This window comes from Bifidobacterium simiarum (assembly GCF_002802905.1).
Lineage (GTDB): Bacteria > Actinomycetota > Actinomycetes > Actinomycetales > Bifidobacteriaceae > Galliscardovia > Galliscardovia simiarum.
In genome coordinates, this window is sequence record NZ_PEBK01000002.1 from 81,465 (window position 1) to 105,347 (window position 23,883).

14 protein-coding genes, 1 tRNA gene and 1 other RNA gene are annotated in these 23,883 nt (G+C 65.8%); 2 read left to right on the top strand and 14 right to left on the bottom strand.

Features of this window, described 5'->3' with window-relative positions; all coding sequences use genetic code 11:
• Positions 1-447 precede the first annotated feature (447 nt).
• The 5 genes from amrS to CSQ87_RS02520 all read right to left on the bottom strand — a co-directional run bounded on the left by amrS (position 448) and on the right by CSQ87_RS02520 (position 6,298).
• Positions 448-1,536: an AmmeMemoRadiSam system radical SAM enzyme gene (gene amrS, locus CSQ87_RS02500; RefSeq protein ID WP_100512303.1), complete on the bottom strand. Its 1,089-nt coding sequence runs from the start codon at positions 1,534-1,536 to the stop codon at positions 448-450.
• Positions 1,533-3,269, bottom strand: coding sequence for an AmmeMemoRadiSam system protein B (gene amrB / locus CSQ87_RS02505; protein ID WP_100512304.1), 1,737 nt, complete (start codon positions 3,267-3,269; stop codon positions 1,533-1,535). Before amrB ends, amrS begins: the two co-directional genes overlap by 4 nt.
• Before the next feature lie 173 nt (positions 3,270-3,442).
• A complete protein-coding gene (locus CSQ87_RS02510) occupies positions 3,443-4,579 on the bottom strand; it encodes a D-alanine--D-alanine ligase family protein (protein ID WP_100512305.1) in 1,137 nt (378 codons plus the stop codon).
• Between the two features lie 318 nt (positions 4,580-4,897).
• On the bottom strand, positions 4,898-5,896 hold the full coding sequence (locus tag CSQ87_RS02515; protein ID WP_100512306.1) for an NAD(P)H-dependent glycerol-3-phosphate dehydrogenase: 999 nt from the start codon (positions 5,894-5,896) through the stop codon (positions 4,898-4,900).
• A gap of 328 nt (positions 5,897-6,224) precedes the next feature.
• A tRNA-Lys gene (locus CSQ87_RS02520) sits at positions 6,225-6,298 on the bottom strand.
• A gap of 308 nt (positions 6,299-6,606) precedes the next feature.
• Between CSQ87_RS02520 and CSQ87_RS02525 the strand changes: the two genes are divergently transcribed.
• On the top strand, positions 6,607-8,097 hold the full coding sequence (locus CSQ87_RS02525; RefSeq protein WP_100512307.1) for a C1 family peptidase: 1,491 nt from the start codon (positions 6,607-6,609) through the stop codon (positions 8,095-8,097).
• Positions 8,098-8,255: 158 nt separating this feature from the next.
• Here CSQ87_RS02525 and CSQ87_RS02530 read toward each other — a convergent pair whose 3' ends face one another.
• From CSQ87_RS02530 to ffs, 8 genes are all read right to left on the bottom strand, one after another.
• On the bottom strand, positions 8,256-9,773 hold the full coding sequence (locus tag CSQ87_RS02530; protein WP_100512308.1) for a formate--tetrahydrofolate ligase: 1,518 nt from the start codon (positions 9,771-9,773) through the stop codon (positions 8,256-8,258).
• A gap of 457 nt (positions 9,774-10,230) precedes the next feature.
• Complete coding sequence (locus CSQ87_RS02535; RefSeq protein WP_100512309.1) at positions 10,231-11,826, bottom strand: C69 family dipeptidase; 1,596 nt, start codon at positions 11,824-11,826, stop codon at positions 10,231-10,233.
• A gap of 377 nt (positions 11,827-12,203) precedes the next feature.
• Positions 12,204-12,764, bottom strand: coding sequence for a YbhB/YbcL family Raf kinase inhibitor-like protein (locus CSQ87_RS02540; protein ID WP_100512477.1), 561 nt, complete (start codon positions 12,762-12,764; stop codon positions 12,204-12,206).
• A gap of 181 nt (positions 12,765-12,945) precedes the next feature.
• The gene (locus tag CSQ87_RS02545; protein ID WP_100512310.1) at positions 12,946-14,088 is read right to left on the bottom strand and encodes a DNA polymerase III subunit delta'; all 1,143 of its coding nucleotides are present in this window, start codon (positions 14,086-14,088) and stop codon (positions 12,946-12,948) included.
• Entirely contained in the window at positions 14,085-14,798 is a 714-nt protein-coding gene (gene tmk / locus CSQ87_RS02550; protein WP_100512311.1) for a dTMP kinase, read from the bottom strand. Before tmk ends, CSQ87_RS02545 begins: the two co-directional genes overlap by 4 nt.
• 154 nt (positions 14,799-14,952) lie before the next feature.
• Positions 14,953-18,108: a type I DNA topoisomerase gene (topA, locus tag CSQ87_RS02555; protein ID WP_100512312.1), complete on the bottom strand. Its 3,156-nt coding sequence runs from the start codon at positions 18,106-18,108 to the stop codon at positions 14,953-14,955.
• Between the two features lie 107 nt (positions 18,109-18,215).
• On the bottom strand, positions 18,216-19,820 hold the full coding sequence (locus CSQ87_RS02560; RefSeq protein WP_243388800.1) for a phosphatase PAP2 family protein: 1,605 nt from the start codon (positions 19,818-19,820) through the stop codon (positions 18,216-18,218).
• A gap of 160 nt (positions 19,821-19,980) precedes the next feature.
• Positions 19,981-20,075, bottom strand: an RNA gene (gene ffs / locus CSQ87_RS02565) — signal recognition particle sRNA small type.
• A gap of 133 nt (positions 20,076-20,208) precedes the next feature.
• Here ffs and glf point away from each other — a divergent pair.
• A complete protein-coding gene (gene glf / locus CSQ87_RS02570) occupies positions 20,209-21,423 on the top strand; it encodes a UDP-galactopyranose mutase (RefSeq protein ID WP_243388801.1) in 1,215 nt (404 codons plus the stop codon).
• 95 nt (positions 21,424-21,518) lie between these two features.
• On the opposite strand, the gene CSQ87_RS02575 is transcribed toward glf, so the two are convergent.
• Positions 21,519-23,807 carry an LTA synthase family protein gene (locus CSQ87_RS02575; protein WP_100512480.1) on the bottom strand — a complete coding sequence of 763 codons (2,289 nt, stop codon included), beginning with the start codon at positions 23,805-23,807 and terminating at the stop codon, positions 21,519-21,521.
• Positions 23,808-23,883 lie beyond the last annotated feature (76 nt).

Consider the following 23,883-nt stretch of genomic DNA (forward strand, 5'->3'; position numbering starts at 1 on the left):
TGGAAACAACATGAACTACGGTGGCCGATGTAGGTCACGTAGCTGAACGATCGATGAATTCGCGCTACGTTCGCCGTAGCGGTGAGCGGATCAGTTTCCGGATATACCAGTGGTAAGGGAAATGCGGCCGGCGACGGTTCAACCACCCTCAGACCGCCTACGGCGGCCAGCTCCCGCCAGCGGGAGCATGGAAAAACCTTGCCGTAAGTGAGATTAGCCGCCTTAGCTCCCGCCAGCGGGAGCATGGGAGCACCTCGCCCACCGCGGATCCACCGGCCTCACCAGCCCTCCCGCCGGCGTGAGCAAGGGACACTCCGACTATCATTGATCTGGCTGTGTTCCTTCTTGACCTAGCTGTCGCTCCCGCCGGCGGGAGCTGTCAGGCGGAAGCCTGACTGAGGGTGGTCAAGCCACTCAGTCCGTCATCCCGGTCCATATCTCGATCCGTCACCAGCGGCCGGCGATGGGCGTGCCGCAGTCCGGGCAGACGCTGCGCGCGCCGGGCAGGCGCTTCACCCGGTCGGCGAGGATCCGGTACCAGTCCCGCTCCACCAGCGCGGCCCGGCAGTCGGGGTTCGGACAATACGTGGTGTCGCCCTCGCGATCATGCACGTTGCCGGTGTACACATAATGCAGCCCCTCCCCCAGCGCGATGCCGCGGGCACGGGTCAGGGTCTCCGGCGGCGTGGGCGGCACGTCCATCATCCGGTAGCTGGGGTGGAACGCGCTGAAATGCAGGGGCACGTCGGGGCCGCAGTGCTCGCGGATCCACGCGCATTCGGCGTGCAGCTGCGCATCGTCGTCGTTGAGCCCCGGAATCAGCAGCGTGGTCAGCTCCACCCACACATGCTCGCCGGCCGGGTTGCGCGCCTCGTTCACCGCGAACTCGATGGTGTCGAGCACGTCGGCCAGATGCGTGCCGGTCACCTTCCAATAGAACTCCTCGGTGAAGCCCTTGAGATCGATGTTCGCCGCGTCCATCGCATCGTAGAAATCCGGACGGGCCTCGGCGCTCATGTATCCGGCGGTGACGGCGATCGGCCGGATACCGAGCGCCCGGCACGCCTCGGCGGTGTCGATGGCGTACTCGGCGAACACGATCGGATCGTTGTAGGTGAACGCCACCGATCCCACGTCATGGTCCCTCGCCACTTCGGCGATCCGTTCGGGAGACGCCGACACGCCCAGCCGGTCGAAACTGCGGGCCCGCGAAATATCCCAGTTCTGGCAGAACCGGCATCCGGAATTGCAGCCGGCCGTCCCGAAGCTCAGCACCGCGGAGCCGGGGTGGAAATGGTTGAGCGGCTTCTTCTCCACCGGGTCGATCGCGAAACCGGAGCTGCGGCCGTACGTGTCGGAGACGATACGGCCGTCATGGTTGCTGCGCACGAAGCAGAAGCCACGCTGGCCCGGGCGCAGCACGCATCGGCGCGGGCACAGTTCGCAGCGGGCACGGCCATCCGGCAGTCGCGTCTGCCATCGGCCCTCAACCAAGCGGGATTCGGTCAGGCGGGATTCGGCCGGCTCCCCGCTCATGACCGTCCGCCCGTCTCACGCTCCGGCCTGGGCGTCCGCGACGTCTGCGGCGTCTCCCCCGGCGATTCCTGATACGCGGTCACCGTGTACCGGCTGCACGAGATCTCCCCGTCGTTCCACCCATATCCGGCCGGCAACCCGGCCTTGGCGAGCAGATGACCGACGAAATCGGACGGATCGGGCAGCTCATCCCACACCTGCGGCAGGAACGTGGCCCGGTGACGGAATCCGTCGCTGATGATCAGCCCGTCCCTGCCCGGCCGCAGCGTCCGTTCCAGTTCGGCGCGGCTGCGCACGGCCATCGGCTCCGGCTCGGACAGCACGGAGACCTCCACGTCCAGCAGCGGGTACTCCATCGCGGTCACCGGCATGAAGCGCGGGTCGCGCATGGCCGCATCCGCCGCATGCTCGGCCACGTCCCGGCCCAACGACTGGTGCGCCTGCAGGGTGCCGATGCAGCCGCGCAGCCGACCATGCTCGGTCAGGGTGACGAAGCTGGCGGCCGGCTCGTCCAGCCACGGGTGGTCGGCCACGGCGGCGGCAAGCGCGTCGCGGGCCGAGGCGTCGCCATTCAGGCCGAGCCGTTCGCGGATCGCCGCGCGGGCAAGACCGATCAGCACCGGGCCGCGGTCATCGGGATCCGGATCCGGGGAGCGTCCGGAGGTGTTGGCGTCGTCGGTTGTGTCGCTGTCGGCTGTGTCGTCGCCGGCTGTGTCACCGTCAGCGTCATTATCGTCAGCGGCGGCGTCGCTCGGGCCGGACGCCTGCCAGACGGCGAACGAAGCGTACCCGACCACGGAATCGTCGGGTCGGGCCATCGGCGGGCGCTCGTCGTCGGCAAGCGTGACCACGCCGTCATCGCCGGACGTGCTGCATCCGAGGAACCGCAGGTCAAGCGCGCCGGCACGTTCACGGCAGACGTCGAGCAGGCCGTTGACCGGATAGGCGCCGCACGCACGGTTGGGGTGGATCGGCAGGTCAAGTCCGGCGATGCGGCCGATGGTCTCGTCGTCGAGCATGCGGGCGTAGCCGTTGGGATGGTAGTGGGACAGGTCGGAGCTGATGACGATCACCGTCTCCGAGCCTCCCCACAGGGCCCGCAGCACGTCGCCCACCTCGCACGGGGTGGCGTCGCCGGCGTTGAGCGGGATGATCTCGAGACCGTCGCCGAGCACGGTCTGGAGGAACGGGATCTGCACCTCCACGGCGTGCTCGCGGACATGGGTGGGGTCGTTGAGCAGAAGCGCCGGGGCGGGGGCGGAGGATGAGGCGCGGGTGTTATTCGGCAGGTTGAGAAATGCCTGTAGGCCGGCATCGACAGCGGATCCAGCACCGGCGGCACCGGCGGCGTATCCGAAGGCCTTCGCCTCTCCCGCCACGTCGATGGGCACGACGCCCAACGGGGTTTCGAATGCCGTGGCCCGGCACATCGCCACGCCTCGGACGGCCACGCGATGGGTCGGTCCGACGATCACCGCACGCCGGATCGTGCCGCGCCCCCGTTCCAGCAGCGCGTAGGCGAGCGCGGCCGTGGTGCCGGAGTAGACGTAGCCGGCATGGGGCACGATCACCGCCTTGGGAGCGCCTTCGGGAAGATGCGAGAGGGCGCCGGAAGCGAGCAGGCTGCGGGCGTAGTCGAGCTGTCGGGCGATCATGGCCCGCAGCGCGCGCGAATCGTCGGGATAGAAGGTGCCGGCCACCGCAGCCGGACGAATGCGATCAGTGAACGTCATCGAAATCACCGCCTCACCACCCCATCGTAGTCAGGAAGCGCCGTGATATTCACGAAATGCCGAGTTGTGAGGCTTCGATTCCCGATCGGCATGAACGCCGCATTGAAAACAAGCCGATTCGGAAGCCCTACATGGGCGTTTTCCTGAATCGAAGCCTCACAACTCGGGTTTTGCTATCGCAGGATGCCTTCGATCAGGTCGGTGATCAGGTCGGTGTAGGGCAGGCCGGTGGCGTCCCAGGCCTTGGGGTACATGGAGATGGAGGTGAAGCCGGGCATGGTGTTGATCTCGTTGATCATGATCTCGCCGTCCGGCGTGACGAACGTGTCCACGCGGCTCAGGCCGGCGCCGTCCACCGCGGTGAAGCCCTTCGCCGCGATCTCGCGCACCCGCTCAAGCGTCTCCTTGGGCAGGTTGGCGGGCACCTCCACATGGGAGGCCTGCGCGTCGGTGTACTTGCTGTCGAAGTCGTAGAACTGGTCGTCGCCCTCGTTGCGACGGTCGAGCACGATCTCGCCGGGCCAGCTCACGCGCGGCTTGTCGCCGGGCTTGGCGGCCAGCACCGCGCATTCGATCTCGCGGCCCTCGATGCCCTGCTCGATCAGCACGCGCCAGTCGTGCTTCGAAGCCTCGTACACGGCGGCGGCCAGTTCGGCGGCGTCGCCCTCATGCTCCACCTTGGTCACGCCGAAGCTGGAGCCGGCGCGGGAGGGCTTGACGAACAGCGGGTACTTCAGGCTCGCGGCCTGCACCTGCGCGAGGATGTCGGCGCCGTTGGAGGCGAACTCGGTGGCGGCGTCGAACTCGCGGGCGTCCAGCGTGATGCCGGGGGCCACGGGGATGCCGGCGGCGGCCAGCAGCACCTTGGTGTAATGCTTGTCCATGCAGGCGGCCGAGGCGAGCACGCCGCAGCCGACGTACGGCACGTCCATCATCTCGAGCAGGCCCTGCACGGTGCCGTCCTCACCGTAGGGGCCGTGCAGCACGGGGAACACGGCGTCCACATGGCCGAGCGATTCGAGCTCGTTGCCGTTCTGCGCGAAGAACCCATCCTGACCGAGGGCGACGTCGAGCACGACCATCTTCGAACCTTCGGTGATGGTGACCTCGGGCATCACGCCGTTGTCGAGGCTCCAGCCGCGCGGGTCCTCACCGTTCACGATCCACTTGCCGTCCTTGGTGATGCCCACGGGAATCGGCTCGAAGCGGTCGGTGTCGATGGCGTTGAGCACGCTGGCCGCCGAAATGCAGGAGATCGGATGCTCGTCGGCCCGGCCGCCATACAACACCACGATGCGCTTCTTACTCATAATCCAAATCCTCCGGTCCATGCAACGGCCGTCGTTCGCGACGTCGCCGCTCACGAATGTTCATCAATATCGATAGCAAGACTACCCCGCCGCGACTGCCGACGGAACGGGAGTCCGAAGTCTGCGACCAAACCGCTCACAATATGGGCGCGATACGGGCGCGCAGGAGCAGAATGGGGACGTTGGGGCGCGCGGTGCGGGGCTTCCCCTCGAGGGGAAGCTGGCAGCCGCAGGCTGACTGATGAGGTGTCCCGAACAACCGCTCCCGCCGGCGAAAGCGGAGGCAGGAGGCAGGAGCGATTACTCGATCACGTCGTCCTACTCATTGGTGATTTCGGTGCCGAACAGCTCAGAAAGCATCTGCTCGCAGGAGATGCCGTCGCTGAGCACATGGCTCATGGCCGCGGCCAGCGGGGTCGGCACGCCGAGCTTGTCGCCCAGCGCGACCACGGTGGCGGTGGTGGGCACACCCTCGGCCACGCCGTCGCTGGCCTTGGTGGCCTCCTCCACGCTCATGCCCTTGCCGAGGTTCGAACCGAACGTGTAGTTGCGCGACAGCGGCGAGCCGCAGGTGGCGATCAGATCGCCCACGCCGGCCAGACCGGAGAAGGTCTTCGGGTCGGCGCCGCACGCCTTGCCCAGCGACGTGAGCTCGGCCAGACCGCGCGTTTCGATCATGGCGGCGGTGTTCTCGCCGTAGCCGGCGCCACGGGCCATGCCCACGGCCAGCGCCACCACGTTCTTCAGCGAACCGCACAGTTCGAGGCCGATCACGTCGGTGGAGGTGAAGGGATGGAAGTAATGCGTCGAGCAGGCGTTGGCCACCTTCGCCGCGGCATACGGGTTCACGGAGGCCACGACGGTGGCGCTGGGCTCGCGGGCGGCGATCTCCTTGCTCAGGTTCGGGCCGGAAACGGCGACGAACCGGTTTTCGGGAAGGTCCAGCGCCTCGCGCACGACCTCGTCCATGCGCTTGCCGGTACCACGTTCGATGCCCTTCATCAGCGATACGACCAGCGCATGTTCGGGGATCAGACCGCGGAACTCCTCGAGTGCCACGCGGGCGAACTGGGCGGCGATCGCCACGACCACGATCTCGGCGTCGGCCACGGCCTCGGCGCGATCGCCGGTGGAGGTCATGGTGTCGGGCAGTCGATCGACGCTGGGCAGACGATACGAGTTGCGGTGGTTGTCGCGGATATCGGCCACGATCTCGGGTTCGATGGCCCACATCGTCACATCGTTGCCGGCGTCGGCGCAGACCCGTCCGAATGTGGTGCCCCAGGCTCCGGAACCCAAAACCGTTACATTGACCATAGTGCCGATCACTCCTTGATTCTCCGGCCACGCCGATTCCGGGTATACCGATTCCGGTCATGCCGATGGTTGCTCGTTCGCAGGCCACGGCCGCACGACGCCGCCACGCTGCACATCGAGGCACCAGTCTACCCCGCAGGCCGGTCGAGGCCCCGGGCTCGGACTGCCGATGGTCCCGGTATGGCCCTGATTTGCCTTTGGGAACTATCTGTCCCCCTCATCAGTCAGCCTACGGCTGCCAGCTTCCCCCCGAGGGGAAGCCAAGTGTTGGGAAGGCACGATCGTCAGATACGAAAAAGGCCTCATCCGAAGATGAGGCCTAACCCTGTGCCCCCTCAGGGACTCGAACCCTGGACACGCGGATTAAGAGTCCGCTGCTCTAACCAACTGAGCTAAAGGGGCAATTTCTTGCCGCGGCGCTCGCCGCAACGAGAGATAAATATACTCAGATTTAAGAGACATGCAACTTACGGCGTGTCGCCTTTGTTTTCAAGGGTTTTCCAGTTCACTCTTTTTCAGGCTCCCGAAAGAGTGAATCAAATGTTGTCCCCATTATCATGATTTCTTTCGAAATCATGGCGATAACCGCCTTGCCATGTTCGAAGATGTGCGATTCCAATTCACTCTTTTCCAAGGGCCCGCAAAGAGTGAATTAGGACGCCCCGCACGGCGTAACCCGAACGTCATCGGGGCGGGGTATTGACATTCCCATGAACGAAACGACCAATACCTCCGACATCGCGACTGCCAACGACCCCGCCGCCGAACTGACGGCGGAGCGCCTGAACGAATACTCCGCACGCTTCAACGCCGACCGCGCCAACATCATCGCCTCCACGGCGGCCACCGGCAACGGCGTGCTCAAGGCGGCCACCGACCAGCGCGGCCTGCGCCGACTCCCCCGCGAATTCTCCATCGAGCTCAAGCAGGGCTCCATCACCTCGCAGCGCCGATCGGGACGCTGCTGGATGTTCGCCAGCCTCAACGTGCTGCGACAGGACGTGATCCGCCGCTGGAACCTCGACGACTTCGAATTCTCGGAAACCTACCTGTTCTTCTACGACAAGCTCGAGAAGTCGAACCACTACCTCGAGGAGGTGCTCGCCACGCTCGACGAGCCGACCGACTCGCGTCTGTTCCAGGCGATCAACGGCTATCCGGCCGACGACGGCGGCTGGTGGGCCATGTTCGCCGCACTCGCCGCGAAATACGGTCTCGTGCCGAAATCCGCATATCCGGAGAACGCGAATTCCAAGGATTCCGAGGCGTTCACCCAGTATCTCAACGCCAAGCTGCGCGAATTCGCGCTTGAGCTGCGTACGGCCCACGCCCATGGAGCCGACGTCGAAACGCTGCGCCGCCGCAAGACCGAGATGATGAACGACGTCTACCGCATCGTGGCCGTGGCACTCGGCGAGCCGCCGGCGACCTTCGACTGGGTGGTGCGCGGTAAGGACGATGACGACGAGGACAAGTCGGCGAAGACCGGCGACGACGGCAAGACCGGCGACAGCAAACCCGATAAAACCAACGACGGCTTCGGCGACAGCTTTGTTAGTGGCAAGCTCATCGTCGAGCACGACATCACCCCCATGGAGTTCTACGCCAAGTACGTGAAGCAGGACCTCGACCATTACGTCGGACTGGTCAATGCGCCGATGGCACGCACCCCGTTCGGCCGCCTGTATCGTCTGGCGCATGACGGCAACGTGGTCGGCGGTCAGCCGATCGAATTCGCGAACGTGAGGCTCGACGTGTTCAAGAAGGCGATCATCGATCAGCTGCGCGGCGGGCGGCCGGTCTGGTTCGCCTGCGACTGCGACCAGTTCGCCCTGCGCGGCGAAGGCGTGTTCGACCGCACGTCCGTCCGCGTGGAGGACCTCTTTGGCATCGAATACACGATGGGCAAGGGCGATCGTCTGGAATACGACGTCAGCCCGTCGAACCACGCGATGACGCTGATCGGCGTGAATCTCGACGCCGACGGAAAGCCCGATCGCTGGAAGATCGAGAACAGCTGGGGCAAGGACGCGGGACGGGACGGCTATTTCACGGCCACCGACGAATGGTTCGACGACTATGTGAACGAGGTGGCGATCCACGACGACGTGCTGGACGAGGCGACGAAGGCGATCTTCGCCACCGAACCGGTGATGGTGCAGCCGTGGGAGCCGATCTCTCGAGCCACGCGGTGCGCATAGGCGCGTAGAGATAACAACAACGACAACGCCGGCGGTCCCTTCGAAAAGGACCGCCGGCGTATCGTCACAAGTCTGTGATCACACCATCGTCTGTGATCACAAGTCTGTGATCACCCGGATTACACGGTGATGCCCATGCCGGTCAATCAGACGATCAATCAGACGATCTTCGGCATCGGGGTGGTGAGCGACTTGGTCAGGTTCACCTGAGCGATGCCGGAGCCGGCACGCACCTCCACCTTCTTCAGGGTCACGGTACGCTCGTCGGCCGCGGCGGTATCGTCGTCGGTCATGGTGGCCGGGGACTTCACCGCGCACACGGCGAAATCGTTGAGATCGCGGCCCACGCCGGCGACGAGTTCGCGGGCCTCGGCCAGCGACTCCTCGAAGCCGGGCTTGAACACCACGCGCTCGGCCGGCACACCGTAGGCGTTCGCGGCGATCCAGCGCACGGTGTCGACGATGTCCTCGCCCTTGCGGCCTTCCGGGGTGGCGGGCACGCCGACCGCCTCAAGCGCGGTGACGAAGCCGTCGATCTGATCGACCAGACCATCGCCGCCGTCACGGAACAGGTTGCCGATGATCGGATCGCGGAAGCCCAGCTCGGCGGCGGTTTCGCGCAGGGCCGGAACCTGATCATCCTCGCCCTCCCACAGGTTGACCAGCGGGAAGGTGGGGATGCCGAGCTTCTCCAGACGGTTCACGTGGAACGGGTAGCGCCACTGGCGGGACGGATCGTCGCGCCAAGTGGTGGCGCGGGTCACGACCAGCGCGGCGGACGGCCACTGGGCGCCGTACTCACGGGACGCGATGTCAAGCCACTTCTGGGCGCCGGCATCGGCACCGTAGCCGGCCTCGACCACCACGACGTCATGCAGCGCGCAGGCCAGCTCCACGCCGACCAGCGTCGGGATGCCGACGGACACGTTGGCGAACGGGCCGCCGTGCACGTACACGGGCGTGCCCTTGGAGGTCTCGGTGAGGGCGGGCTTGACGGCGTCGGCCAGAATGTTGGTGATGCGCCACAGGTCGGTCAGCTCGCCGAAGGTGACGGGCTTGCCCTCAAGCGTGCCGGCGATCATCGCGGCCACGCGCTCGCCGATCTCGTCCATGGAGCGGGAGAGCACCACGATCTGCATGAGCTCGCAAGTGGGGGTGAGCACCATCTTCTCGGCCACGTTGCCCTTGCCGTAGTCCACGGCGATGGAGCGCAGCGAGCGGGACGGCACTTCGGAGACGCGGGGCACAAGCACGGTGTCGAGCTTGCCCTCGTCCACGGCCTTCTCGGCGAAGGAGACGAGCAGGTTCTGGGCGGCTTCGATCGCGCCCATCTCGCCGCACAGACCCCAGTCGATCAGCTCCGGGTGGGTCAGGGAGGCCTTGCCGCCGCCGGAGGCACCGCCCTTGGAACCGGCCGCGGTGATGCCCATGCTCGGCTGGCGCAGCACGGCGGTGGCGTCGATGCCGCGCTTGCGCAGCGCGTCGATCAGCGCGATGGTGGTGGTGGTCTTGCCTTCGCCGCGGCTCGCCTTGAGCGGGGTGTCGGCGGTGACGAGCACCACCTTGCCGTGCTTGCGCGGCGCATCCGGGTTCTTCTTCAGGTAATCCAGGTACCCGAACGCGTCGATCTTCTTCACCAGACCGTACTGGCTGGTGAAATCGGCCACAGTAGCCATACGTTTCTCCTATTCGTCTTGTCTTGTCGCTTGATTATCGCTGGTATCGCCTGAGCAAAGCCGCAGCTCTCCGACACCCCAAGCCTACCGCCCGGCATTCCCGGAGAGCCGGAGGATTCCAGCTTTCGCCGGCAGGGGCGTCAGGCGGAACCGTCAGGCTTCACGTCCGATTGGGGTGGCTGGAGCGTCGAGAAGGATTCGACCACCCCCAGTCCGCGTCCGCGGACAGCCCCCGCCAGCGGGGGCGGGTCATGTTGGCGCCCCAGTAGCGGTTACGAGCAATCGTAGCCCCCGCCAGCGGGGGCGGGGTTGGGGACGTAACCCATTACCGTATAGCACCCTTGGACCGCCCCAGCCGGCCGGGGCGGGAAAGACGCCGCTCCCGCTGGCGGGAGCTGTCAGACGGAGTCTGACTGAGGGTGGTCGAGTCCGCTCCCGGCTGCCGACCGGCTGCCGGCTAGTTGTCGGAGAGGTGGAAGTCGTTGCGCATGTGCATGCTGGCCTCGTACAGCACGTCGCTCAGCAGCGCGTCGGTCTCCGCCTTGAGCTGGTCGGCCATGGTCTGATTGGCGGCGGCGAGGATCTCCCGCACCTCGGGGTTGCGGGTGGCGGCGATGATCGCGTCGGCGTCGCGCACTTCGGCGGCGGCCTCCTCCTCATCGGCGAGATCGTCGAGGTCCACGGGGTTCTCGTCCAGTCGGGCGACCTGCTCGTCGGCGGCGGCGATCATCCGGTGGCCGAGCCCGCCGGTCTTCTCCTGATACCGGTCGATCAGCGACGAGGTGGCGGCGAAGTTCGCGTCGGCGAGCGCGCCGATGAGTCGGTTGGCCCAGTAGAAGTTGCCGGAGTCGACGTGATCGGTGGTGTCGGCCAGATAGGCGGGGGTGACATCCACGTTCGCGTAGAACGGCACGAGGGTGTTGAACGGGTTGGATCCGTAGGCCATCCACTGGATGGCACGGCAGGATTCGGTGCGGTAGGGGCGGATCTGCATGACGGCGAGCTGGCTCTGGCGGTTGATGCCGATGGGGCGCAGGCTGCCGCGGGTGTGATCGTCGCCGAGCGTGCCGTACGGATCGTAGGGCGTGCCCTGGTAGTGCGAGCTGAGCACGTACTTCACGTCCTCGATGGTGATCTTACGCTCGGGCTGGCGGGCCCACGGGATGTCGTCGCTGTCGGGGCGGTGGGCGGCGTCGGGGCCGTCCCACACCTCGTCGTACGGGTTGAGGAAGCGCTGCATGAACCATGCGCGCGGGGTGTTGTAGACGTGGTCGCGGTCGGAGTGGGAGCCGAAGGCGTCACGCGGGTTGAAGGGGCTGACGTCCTCGACGGCGAGGTCGAGGTGGTTGGCGGCGATGAACTCGTCAAGGTCGGCGGAGCACATGTGGTCGGTCTGGTCGCCGAGGGCGTCGTCGAGGTCGAATTCGTCGATGCCCAGCTGGTTGGGCATGGTCACGTAGGCGTCGTCGGGCACGCGCTTGGCGATCCAGTGGTGGCCGCCGACGGTTTCGAGCCACCAGATCTCGTTGACGTCGGAGAAGGCGATGCCGTTCATTTCGTAGGTGCCGTACTGTTCGAGCAGGGCGCCGAGACGCTGCACGCCTTCGCGGGCGGAGCGGATGTAGGGCAGCACGATGGTGAGGAGATCCTCTTCGCCGATGCCGCCGGGCACTTCGGGCTCGTAGCCGGGTTCGCCTTCGGTGCCGCGGGCGGGGACGAGTTCGACGAACGGGTCGGCGCCGAGCACGCGCTCGTTGGTGGTGAGGGTTTCGGTGGCGCTCATGGCCACGTTGGCCTCGTTGACGCCGGCCTCACCCCAGATGCCTTCCTTGAGGTTCGCGTTGGGCACGGAGGTGTACTGCATGGGGTCGTCGGGCAGGTCGATTTCGACGTGGCTGAGGACCGAGCGATACTTGCGCGGCTGGTCCTCGGGCTTGACGACGATGAACCGCTTCGGGGTGAATTCTCCCTGCTGGGAGTCCTCGTTGCGGGCGATGATGGTGGATCCGTCATAGCTGGCGTTCTTGCCGACCAGAATGGTGGTGCACGACATGACTGTGGGTTTGCTCCTTTTTTCTATCAATGTCATCGACAACGTTATGCCGCTTTGAATATATCCATCGGCATGCCTCAGCCGAGGGAAGATTCGACCACCCCCAGTCTCGGCATCCGCCGAGCCAGCCCCCGCCGGCGGGGGCCACACGAACCCCGCTCCCGACCTACGGACTGTCGATGCTGGGCCGATTCCCCGCCAGCGGTGGCCATCATATAAGCCCCGCTCCCGCCGGCGGGAGCTGTCAGACGGAAGCCTGACTGAGGGTGGTTGGCGTACGGAAGAGGTGGCCGGAGAAGCTTCGTTCGGGTTCGGCACCTCATCAATCAGCCTGCGGCTGACAGCTTCCCCTCAAAGGGAAGCCAAGAATGCCAGTCTCACGCCTTGCCGGTGAGGAAGATGGCGTCCTGATCGGCGGGGTCGCCGTTGGCGGCGGCGTCGCGCAGCGCGTGGATCATCTCGTTCATCCAGAACCCGCCGGCGAGGCCCTTGAGCGGCTGCTTCGTGGCGTAGACGTGCAGATAGTAGTCGTGGTCCTTGTCCGGCGGCTGCGGGCCGTTGTATCGCATGGTCGCGGCCGGGTCGGTGCCGCCGACGAAGCGGGAGGCCTGCGAGGTGCGGCCCTGCAGCGCCTCGGGGACCATGGCGACCATCTGCCGGGAGAAGTCCGGCGGGATCTGCAGGGCGTGCGAGTCGTTGAAGTCGTACATCAGCGCGGCGATCGGCAGGTTGGCGACCGTCCAGTGGATCCATTCGAATCCGCAGACGGGGATGGAGTCGGGGTCGGTGAACGTCCAGTGCAGGTACTGGGCTTCGGGGTTCACGTCGTCGACGTAGAACGGGAAGGAGACGACGGGCACGCCGGCGTTGATGTACTCCGGGTCGGCGGCCTTGGCGAACACATCGGGTATCACGGTGAAATCGGCAGAAATCTTCATAAGGCCCAGCATAGAGCACCAGCCCGCGCACTCAGATGAACGCACGCCGAATTGACCATGCCTGTTTTGTGGTTTTCTCGCCCGGAAACTCCCGCCGAATCCACCATATAGCCCATAAATCAGCGGTTACGGTCCCGGGAAAACCACAAAACAGACGGGCCCGACTCAAGACGACCCCGATTTAGGCGATTAGCGAGCAGAACAGGGCTTCGAATACGAGCAGCGGATTGCCGTTGCCCATCAGCCGACGTCGGGCCAGATTCACCTGATCGAGCCGCCAGACCGCGGCCTCGCGGCTCAGCCTCGAGGCCAGATCGGCGATGGCGGTACGGTTCTCCTTGTTGACCAGCCCCACCGCGTCCTCGGCGTTGTTCTGCAATACGGTGACGTCCCGATAGATGCTGGCGATGGAGTTGAGGGCCCGGTCGAGCACGTCACGGCTGCGTCGGGTGGCCCGCCGACGCACGTCGTCCTTCTTGCCGATCGCATTGTAGGCTCCACGGATCTTGGTGGGGATGCGCTCCTCGGGGTCGAGTCCGTTGATCCGGCGGAATTCGGCCTGTTCGCGCTTCACATCCCGGTTGGTCTCCTCCTCGGCCTGGGCCTTGGCGTCGCCGATCAGCTGGTCGGCGAGCAGCACCGCGTCGGAGGCCCTGCCGAGGTTCAGCACGCCGACGACGAGCGTGTCGCGGTCGGTCATCACCCGCTCGTTGGTCGCGTACAGCTTCGCGATGCCGATATGGCCTTCGGCGAGACGCGCGGCCCGGGCGGCGATGTGCCGGTCCGCGCCGGTCTCGGTCTCCAGAAACCGGGCCACGGCCTGATCGCCAGGCACGGCGAGGTTCACCATGCGGGTACGCGAACGGATCGTGGGCAGCACGTCCTGCGCGCTGGGGGCGCACAGCAGCCAGATCGTATGCTCGGCCGGCTCCTCGATGTCCTTGAGCAGCACGTTGGTGGTGCGCTCCATCATGCGGTCGAAGTCCTCGATGATGATGATCCGCCACGGCGCGGTGCCGGGCATCTGCTCGGATTTTTCGACCAGATCGCGCACCTCGGCGATGCCGATGGTCACCTTGTTGGTGGCGAGCACGCTGACGTCGGGATGCGACCCGGCGAGCACCTGCCGGCAGGTCTTGCATTCGCCGCATCCGTGGTTCGGACATTCGAGCGCGGCGGCGAACGCGCGGGCCAGATTCGACCGCCCTGATCCGGGAGGCCCGCAGATCAGCCAGGACTGGGCGATTTCGGCGGGCGACTCGACGATGCGGGACAGCAGTTCGACGGTCGGCTTCTGGCCGACGATGGAGTCCCAGACGCTCATCGGGACTCCCCCGAAGACTTCCCGACCGGCTCTTCCGTAGCCTTCACAGATTCGGCCGACGTCTCCCCCGCCGAGCCGTCGATCAGCCCGTCGATCAGCCGGTCGATGTCCTCGCGGATCCGCTCCCACACGGTTTCCACGGTCTGCGCGGCGTCGATCACCCGGAATCGGTCCGGCTCGTCGGCGGCGAGATCGAGGAACGCCCGCCGCGTACGGTTCTGGAAATCATCGCCGGCGGATTCCATGCGATCCTCGTCGTGCTGGAGTCGGGCGTGCGACGCGGCCGGATCCATATCGAGCAGATACGTGCGCGCGGGCAGCAGACCGTTCGTGGCCCACATGCTCAGATCGCGGATCTCCTTGGCCGTCAGCTCCCGGCCGCCGGCCTGATACGCCAATGAGGAGTCGAGATACCGGTCGGTGATGACGACCTCGCCCCGGGCCAATGCCGGTCGGATGGTTTCGGCCACATGCTGGGCACGGTCGGCCGCGAAGATCAACGCTTCGGCGCGCGGCGCGATGTCGGCGGCGTCCTCGGCCACGTTCCGCAGCAACAGTCGGCGCAGGGTGGCGCCCAACGGCGTGCCGCCCGGTTCGCGCGTGACCAGCACGGTCCGGCCGCGCGACTCGAGATACTGCCGCAGCCGCTCCACCTGCGTGGTCTTGCCGACGCCGTCGACGCCTTCGAACGAAACAAACAATCCAGCCATGGCCTCTACCGTATCGGCCCGCCCCAACTTTCTCGGGGATGCTCGTACGGAACACGGAACACCAGTTCTTGGCAAATCCAAGCTTGAAGGAGCCGTTTTCGGCCTGTTCAAGCTTGGATTTGCCAAGAACCGATCGTCACACGACTGGATTCGACTACTTCTTCGACTTCGAGGTCTTCGGGGTCTTGGCCACGACGGCGGGGCGTTCGTAGCCTTCGTTCGCGGTGAGCCATTCGATGTCGCCCCTCACCGTGGCCGCGGTGGAACCGATCTTCTCGGCGATGCGCGTGTTCGCCCAGCCCTTGTCGGCGAGCTTTTTCACCTCGGCGCGGCGTTCGGCGCGCTTGGCCTCCACGGCACTGACCTTCGGCGCGGTCTTGGCTGCCGACTTGGCAGCCGACTTACCCTTGGCCGCGGTCTTACCCTTGGCGCCGCCACGACCCCGTCCGCGCCCACGGGTCGACGGGCCGGCGGCACGCTTCTCGGCCAGCAGACGGAACGCGTCGGCCGGATCGATCGATTCCGGCGAATACTGCCTCGGCAGCGTACGGTTCGTCTCACCGTCGGTGATGTAGGCGCCGAAACGACCGTCCTTGATCGTCACCGCCTTGCCGGTCTCCGGATCCGGACCCAGTTCGCGCAGTGGCGGCTTGGCGGCGCCGCGACCACGGCCGCGACCGTACTTCGGCTGGTCGAACAGCTCCTTGGCCTTGGCGAGGTCGACGGTAAAGATCTCGTCCTCCGAACCGAGCGACCGGGTCTCGGACTTGCCGTCCGCGCCGGTCTTGGTCAGGTACGGGCCGTATCGGCCGTTGTTGGCCTGGACGGTGAACTGCTCGGGCGCTCCGGTCTCGGCGTTCGTGCCTTCTAGCGTACCGACCGTGCGCGGCAGGCTGAGCAGCCGCAGCGCGTCGTCCAACGTCAGGGATTCAGGGGTCATCGTCTTGAACAGCGACGCCATCTTCGGCCGGTCCGCGGTCGAACGCTTGCGGGCCGTACGCTTGCGCGGCGCCGGCTGCCCCGCCTCCTCGGCCTTCTTCGCGGCTTCGGCGGCGGCCTTCTCCGCGGCGTGCTCGGCATCCAGCTGAGCCTGGATCTCCGGGGTGATCAGCGCCACGTACGGGCCGAACCGGCCGTTGCGCAGCTCCACGGTGCCGCCGGTCTTCGGATCGGTGCCCAGCACGCGCGGACCGCCGGCATTGTTGCGGATCAGATCATGAGCCACGTCCACGGTCAGCTCGTCGGGGGCGATGGTGTCGGGGATCGAGGCGTGCTTCGGATTGCCCTCGGCGTCCAGCTCCTTCGTGTCCTCCAGGTACGGACCGTACCGGCCGACGCGAACGTGAATGCCGTCGCCAATGTCGATCGTGTTGATCTCACGGGCGTCGATGTCGCCCAGCTGGGCCACCTGCTGCTGCAGGCCGGCGTGCGCCTCCTCGGGCGAGCTGACGGAATTCGCGCCCGTGCCGAAGTAGAAGTGGGTGAGCCAGTCCTTGCCGGTTTCGTGGCCGCGGGCGATCTGGTCGAGCCCGTTCTCCATCTGCGCGGTGAACTGGTAGTCCACGTACTGCGGGAAGTTGGTCTCCAGCAGCTTGATCACCGAGAACGCCAGCCACGAGGGGATCAGCGCGCGACCCTTCTCGTACACGTAGCCGCGGTCGATGATCGTGGAGATGATGCTCGCGTAGGTGGACGGTCGGCCGATCTCCTTGGCCTCCAGCGTGCGTACCAGCGAGGCCTCGGTGTACCGGGCCGGCGGCTGGGTCTCATGGCCGTCGGGGGTCACCTCCACGGCAGAGAGGACGTCCCCCTGCTTCATCGGCGGCAGGGACTCGCTTTCGGAGCCGGACTTGCCGGACTTGGACTTATCGGACTTGCCTTCGTGACCGTCGGCGTGACCGTTGTCATGGCCGCCGCCGTGACCACCCTTGCCGGACTTCGCGCCGCCGAGCGCCTCCAAGAAACCGGGGAATTCGATCACGGTGCCGGAGGCCTGGAATACGGCCTCGCCGTGCTCGCCGGCGTCGGCCGCGAGCCGGACCGTGGCCGTGGAACCGGTGGCGTCGGCCATCTGCGAGGCGAGCGTGCGACGCCAGATCAGCGTGTACAGCTTCAGCTGGTCCGGCGGCACCTTAGTGGCCAGCTCCTCCGGGGAGCGGAACGTGGAGCCCGCCGGGCGGATGCATTCGTGGGCCTCCTGCGCGCCGGCGGTCTTGGTCACATACTGCTTCGGCTGCTCGGAGAGGAACCGCTCGCCGAACCGACGGCCGACCTCGGCGCGGGCCGCGGCGATCGCCTCCTGCGAGAGCGTGACCGAATCGGTACGCATATACGTGATGTAGCCGTTTTCGTACAGGCCCTGCGCCGCGCGCATGGTGGCGCGGGAGCTCATGCCGAGACGGTTGCCGGCGGTCTGCTGCAGCGTGGACGTGGTGAACGGCGGCTGCGGACGACGACGGTACGGCTTGGTCTCCAGCGAACGCACGACGAACGGCACGGTTCGCACGGCCTCGGCCACGGCGTTCGCCAGATCCTCGTTCATCACCACCGGCACGTCCTTGAGGGCGGCGTCGGTGAGGTTGCCGTCGGGGCCGAAGTCCTTCGAGCCGGCGAGACGATGACCGCCAAGCGCAACGAGACGGGAGTCGAAGCCGGAATCCAGATCGCCGGAGGCGGCCACCAGCGTGGCGATCACGTCCCAGTACGGCGTGCGGACGAACGCCATGCGCTCGCGCTCACGCTCGACGATCAGTCGCGTGGCCACCGACTGCACACGGCCGGCGGAAAGACCGGGGCCGACCTTGCGCCACAGCACCGGGGAGAGCTCGTAGCCGTAGAGGCGGTCGAGCACACGGCGGGTCTCCTGCGCGTCCACCATGTGGCCATCGACGTCTCGCGTGGCGGTCAGCGACTTCTTGATGGCCTCCGGGGTGATCTCGTGGAACACCATGCGCTTGACCGGCACCTTGGGCTTGAGCGTCTGCACGAGATGCCAGGCGATCGCCTCGCCTTCGCGATCCTCATCGGTGGCGAGGTAGAGTTCGTCGGCCTTCTTCAGCGCGGACTTGAGTTCCGCGACCGTGGATTTCTTGTTGTCGTTGACGATGTAGTACGGCTTGAACCCGTCGTTGACGTCCACGCCGAACTTGCCGAACTGCTCCTTGTGGCCGGCAGGCACCTGGCTGGGCTGCGCGAGGTCGCGGATGTGACCCACCGAGGCCATCACCTCGTAGCCTTTGCCAAGATAGCCGCCGATCTTCTTCGCCTTGGTCGGCGACTCGACGATGACGAGCTTGGTGCCGGTAGCCATAGTCAACTCCTCCTTGATTTTCTGCACGCCATATTACCCATGCCGTCTACCTATGCCTTGCGGGTGCCGTGCGTTCACTGTGCGGGTGGCTTGCGGGGGCCGCGTGGTCACCGTCGCTTCGGCGGGGCCGGCGGGGCGCCCACGAGGCCGAGTTTCGACAGCGGCGACGCGGTGATATGCCGCAGGGCGAGCGTCAGGCCGAACGTGAGCGAGGCGACGCCGGCAATCATCACCGACGCCGAAACGCTTGACGCCGACGCCGCCCATTTCGCGCTGTAGGCCAGCCCCGGGGCCAGCTGCCAGATCAGGTATGACGCATAACCGCAGGCCATGAGCCCGCCGACGATCATCACCGTGCCCACGATCTGCACGCTCACCGAGGAGACGCGGGTGCCCGGCTCGTCCATGCCGCTGCCGCCGGTGAAGGCCAGCGACAGCAGGGCGGTGGCGGCGACGATCAGCAGGGTCATCACCACGTCGGAGGGCCGGTGCCAGCCGTCGGCGATGACGCCGAGACCGACGAGCGTGACGTAGCAAGCGCCGACGATCGCGACGACCGCTCGGAAGACGCGGGGCACCACGCACAACAGGGCCAGCGCTGCCACCGCGGCCACGGCCACATGCCCGGACGGCGCGGAATTGCCCGCGGTCTTCAGCGACGACATGTCAAGGGTCTGACGCGGCAACAGGTGCTTGAGCAGCTCGGCCAGCGCGATGGCCACCGCCGCGAAGCCGATCATCTGGGCCAGCAGACGCCAGCGTTTGCGCAGAACGACCACGACCACCGCCGCGACGGCGAAGAGCAGATCGGGGATCGCAGCCGACGAGAGATTAAGCGGACCGAGTGCGATGTTGCCGCCCAGCGCAGTCAGGATGCCGGCGAGCGCTGAATGCCCGTCGGCGGCCTTGGCGACCGCGGAGGCGAAGCTTTCGTAGGCCAGATTGTCGTATTGCTGGCCGATCAGCGTACGCACCGCCGATCCCCACACGCCCATGGCAGTCAGCACCATGAGGATCGGGAACACCACGCACAGGGTGACGCTTGACCAGCGCGGGCGGACGGTCAGCGGATCGCGCAGACTGGCCGGAACGGCGTTGGGGTTCAATTCGAGACCATTGGCCGCAGCGCCTGCTTCCGCGCCTGCACCGGATGTGCCGGCCGCTCCGGATCCGCCGTTGGCCACCCAGCGGTTGGCGGTCAGCGCGTCGAGCTCCTCGGACAATGACTGCACGGGCTTGAGCGGGCTCATGACCGGGGCCGATGCGGCCGAGCGCGGCGCGTGGCCATGACGGCCGAGCTCGGGCACGGGGGCCGGTGCCTGATCGGACGCAAGGACCGGCTTAGGGATGGACTGGGTGGGCTGGAATTGCACGGGGGCCGGCTGAGTGGGGGCCTGCTGTGCCGGAGCCGGCTGAGTGGGAGACGGAGTCACAGGATCCGGGAATCGTACGGAGTCAGCAGGTTGCGCGACATCGGCAGGCGACTCCCCTGCCGCGCCGGTCGCATCGCCGACCGCGCTGCCCGCATCACCCGCCGCGGAACCGGTCACATCACCCGTCACATCGTCGAACCGCAGCCAGGCCGCAACGTCGGCGTTGCCGGCCCGCACACCGTCGGAGACCCCGCCGGCCGACGATCCCGCCTTGGGCTGCGGCAAGGCGGACGGGTCGAGCGGTTCAAGATGCAGATTCTGACGCTTCCTGTCGTTCATAGACACGACTGTAAGGCCACTGTGCGAAAAGGGACGATATCTCCCTGTTTTACGGCGCGTTTCGATCGGAGAAACCGGTCAACGTGGTGAATCACGAAAGGAATCCGCCGGAAAACCAAGAATAGGAAATCAGAACAAAACTAAAAGATATTGGCGAAAAAGAAAAGACCCCTACGCACCCGACAGAGACCACTTACCCTTGCTGCATTCCTGCCCTGGGGGGATTGGGCGGCATGACGCCGCGTAGGAGCCGAATACCCACTATACACGATCCCCGGACCAGCGCCACACCGCCGGCCGGGCATGTACCATGAACATGAAAGCGCAACCGGATGATGTGCGAATCGCCGCGAATCGTCAGACACATGCGAATGGAGGAGCCCCAACCATGCAGACCACCAGCCCAGCAACCAGCGCGCCCAAGGTCGGCACACCCAAGGTCGAGGATGTGGATCTGGTCGTGGTGGGAGCGGGCCTGTTCGGCCTGACCGTGGCCCAGCAGGCCGTCGAACACGCCGGCGCGCGCGTGCACATCATCGACGTGCGCGACCACATCGGCGGCAACGCCTACTCCTACATGGACGAGGAGACCGGCGCGGAGATCCACCAGTACGGTGCCCACCTGTTCCACACGTCCAACAAGCGGGTGTGGGAGTATGTCAACCGCTTCACCTCGTTCACCGATTACGTGCACCGCGTGTACGCCACGCACGACGGCGAGGTCTACCCGCTGCCGATCAATCTGGGGACGATCAACCAGTTCTTCCACGCGCACTACACGCCTGCCGAGGCCCGTGCGCTGGTCGCCGAACAGGCGGGCGAGCTGGCCGGCACCGACCCGACCAACCTCAACGACAAGGGCATCCAGCTCATCGGCCGGCCGCTCTACGAGGCGTTCATCAAGAACTACACGGGCAAGCAGTGGCAGACCGATCCGGCCGAGCTGCCCGCCGACATCATCAAGCGTCTGCCGGTGCGGTTCAACTACGACAACCGGTATTTCAAGGACACCTGGGAGGGTCTGCCCACGGACGGCTACACCGCGTGGATGGAACGCATGATCGACGACGAGCGCATCAGAGTGAGCCTGAACACCGACTTCTTCGACACCTCCCAGCCGTTCAACCGCGATGCGCTGGCCGCGGCCGGCAAGCCGGTGGTGTACACGGGTCCGGTGGACCGCTACTTCGACTACGAACTGGGCGATCTCAAGTGGCGCACCGTGGACTTCAAGGAGGTGCGCTACGACGAGGGCGATCACTTCGGCTGCCCGGTGATGAACTTCTCGGACGCCGACGTGCCGTACACGCGCGCGATCGAATTCAAGAACTTCAACCCCGAGCGCGCGGCAAGCCAGAATCCGAACCGCACCGTGGTGTGGGAGGAGTACTCCCGCTTCGCCGAGCGCGGCGACGAGCCGTACTATCCGGTCAACACCGAGGCCGACAAGGCCCTGTACGCGAAGTACGAGGCCCGCGCCGCGGCCGTGCCGAACACCGTGTTCGGCGGGCGCCTCGGCACCTACAAGTACTACGACATGCACAACGTGATCGACACTGCCCTGACCGCGTATGAGGAGCAGGTCGCCCCGATGCTGGGGTGAAACGGAAAAGCAAGCCTCACAACTCACAAAAAGTCCCCCGATTCGGTCGATTTCGGGGGATTTTTTGTGAGTTGTGAGGGCGGGATGTCAGGATCTCATTCGCCCGCGGCCTTGGCGGAACTCTTAGCCGCAGCCTTCGCCGCCGCCCCCTTGGTCTCCGAACCCTTAGCCGAGTCCTTCCCCGAACCCTTGGCCGCCGCACTCTCCGAAGCCGCCGCACTCTCGTCCGGGGCCGGCACCTCGCCGGTGTTCTTCACGCCGGGCTCGGGCAGCTCCTCGATCTTCGCGTCGCCGTCCGCATCCGGCTCGGGCAGGGTCATGAACTTCGTGTTCTTCAGGTATCCCTTACCGGCGGAGATGTCGTACTGGATCAGCTTGTAGTCCTTCATCAGCTCCTGCGTCTCCTCGTCGGCCTTGGTGATGTCGAACCGGTTGCCGTTCTTGTCGAGGTAAAGCGCCTGGCCGCTCGGGATGCGGCTCCAGCTTTGGATCTCGTTGACCACCGGCGGCTCCATCGCAGGCACCTTGTCGTGCATCATGGTCAGGAACGCCAGGTACGGCGAGACCTTCGCGTTCATGTGCTCGGCCGCCTGCGCCATGAAGTAGTTCGGCGAGGTGATCGCCGTGGTGGAGGCCGGCAGCTTCGTGCCATGTGACGAGGACGCCTTGTTCGACCAGATGAAGTAGTCGGTCTCGTGCAGCTTCACCGAATTGTTGGAGTCCTGCGAGGCGGAGGCGTAGATGCCGGGCAGATGGTCGCCGTAGAAAATCACGGTGATCGGCTTGTTGATGTTGTCCAGCTGGGCGAGGAACGCCTGAGTCGCCTGATCCGTGTACTCCACGCCCTTCGCATACGTCTGGATCTGCGTGGTCTCGTCGATGCCGAGCGGCTGCCCGGTGGCGCTGGACGCCTGGAACTCGTTGTTCGCGTACCAGTTGTCGTAGTTCATGTGGTTCTGCATGGTGAGCACCGAGAGGAACTGGCTCTTCGAGGTGTCGATCTTCTCGAGCAGGCTCTGGTAGGCGTCGGAGTCCTTCACGTACGGCGAGGAGTCGAGCTTGCCCTGATGCGCGATCACATCAGGCTCGTTGAGCGTCCAGAAGTGCTGGAAGTTGAACTTGCGGTAGTTCTCGGCGCGCGAGTACATCGACGACTCGTACGGGTGGAACGCCTGCGAGTTCTTGCCGCCGTTCCACAGCTGGTTGAACGTGGGCGCCCACTTGAGCTTCGGCACGAGCTGCTGGTACGGCGAGCTGAGCGAGGCGTCGAAGTTCGCCATGGTCAGGCCCGTCATCGACATGAACTCCATGTTCGCGGTGCCGCCGCCGTAGCCTGCGGACAGCATGAGTCCGCTGGTGGTGCCCTGCTTGATCCGACGGATGTTCGGCATCGGATCCTTGTTGAGCTTGAGCCCCGGCACGCGCGTCGGATCGGAATACGATTCGGAGAGCACCATGATCACGGTGCTGTCCTCCATGTTCGAGGCGCGGTCCTCGTTCATCTCGTTCGCGGCCTTGGCGTACTTGCGGGCGATCTGCTTCATCGTCTTCTCGGAGTAGTTCGCCGGTTCGTCCATCACCTTCGGGTTGATGAACCGTTCGAAGCCGATCAGCGTGCCGTTGGACTGCGCGTCCCACACCGAGTCCCACAGCTTCGGCGAGTCGCCGAACCGCTGCGCGAGATTGTTCGCCCATGATCCGGTGGTGGCCAGCCCCGCGGTGAACAGACCGAGGAACAGCGCGGGGATCACGATCAGCACCACGCGGGCGGTGATGCACAGGTGGCGATGGCGGCGATCGGCACCGACCGATTCGCGCCCGCCGTAGTCGAAGAGCCGACGACGACCGTCGCGCTTGCCCATCGAGTAGGCGATCACCACCATGGTGAGGAAGAACATGGCAGCCGTGGCGAAGATCCGCCCGGCCCCCGTGGGGATGAAGCTGGTCATGTTGCCGGCGTCGGCCTTGAGAAAGTTCAGATCGCTGGGTTTGATCGTCTCGTACCGCACGCTCACCTTGAACCGTTCGGCCACCGCGCAGAATCCGACGATCGACAGGAAGACCGGCGAGGCCACCCAGAACCGGTTGATCAGCATGGTCAGCACGAAATAGATGATGCCGAGGATCAGCAGGTTGAGCAGGAACTGGAAGTCGCCGCTCGTCCACATCTTGGAGATGAACCCGCCGAAGCCGCGCAACGGCTCGACCGTCCACACCGACCACTGCAGCAGACCGACCGCCACGATGTCGACGACCAGAAAGGCGATGACGTACACCCACCACGGCAAGGCGCGGTGATTGTTGCCCGGATACGCCAGATCGGCGTCGGTCAGCTCGACGGTGTTGTCGGCATCGGCGACGTCGATTCCGGTGGTGTCGATCATGCCGTTCCGGTCCACGGCATGGATGTTCGTCCTCGTCGGCTGCGCACCGACCCCGGCGATCCCAGTCCCCCCGGCG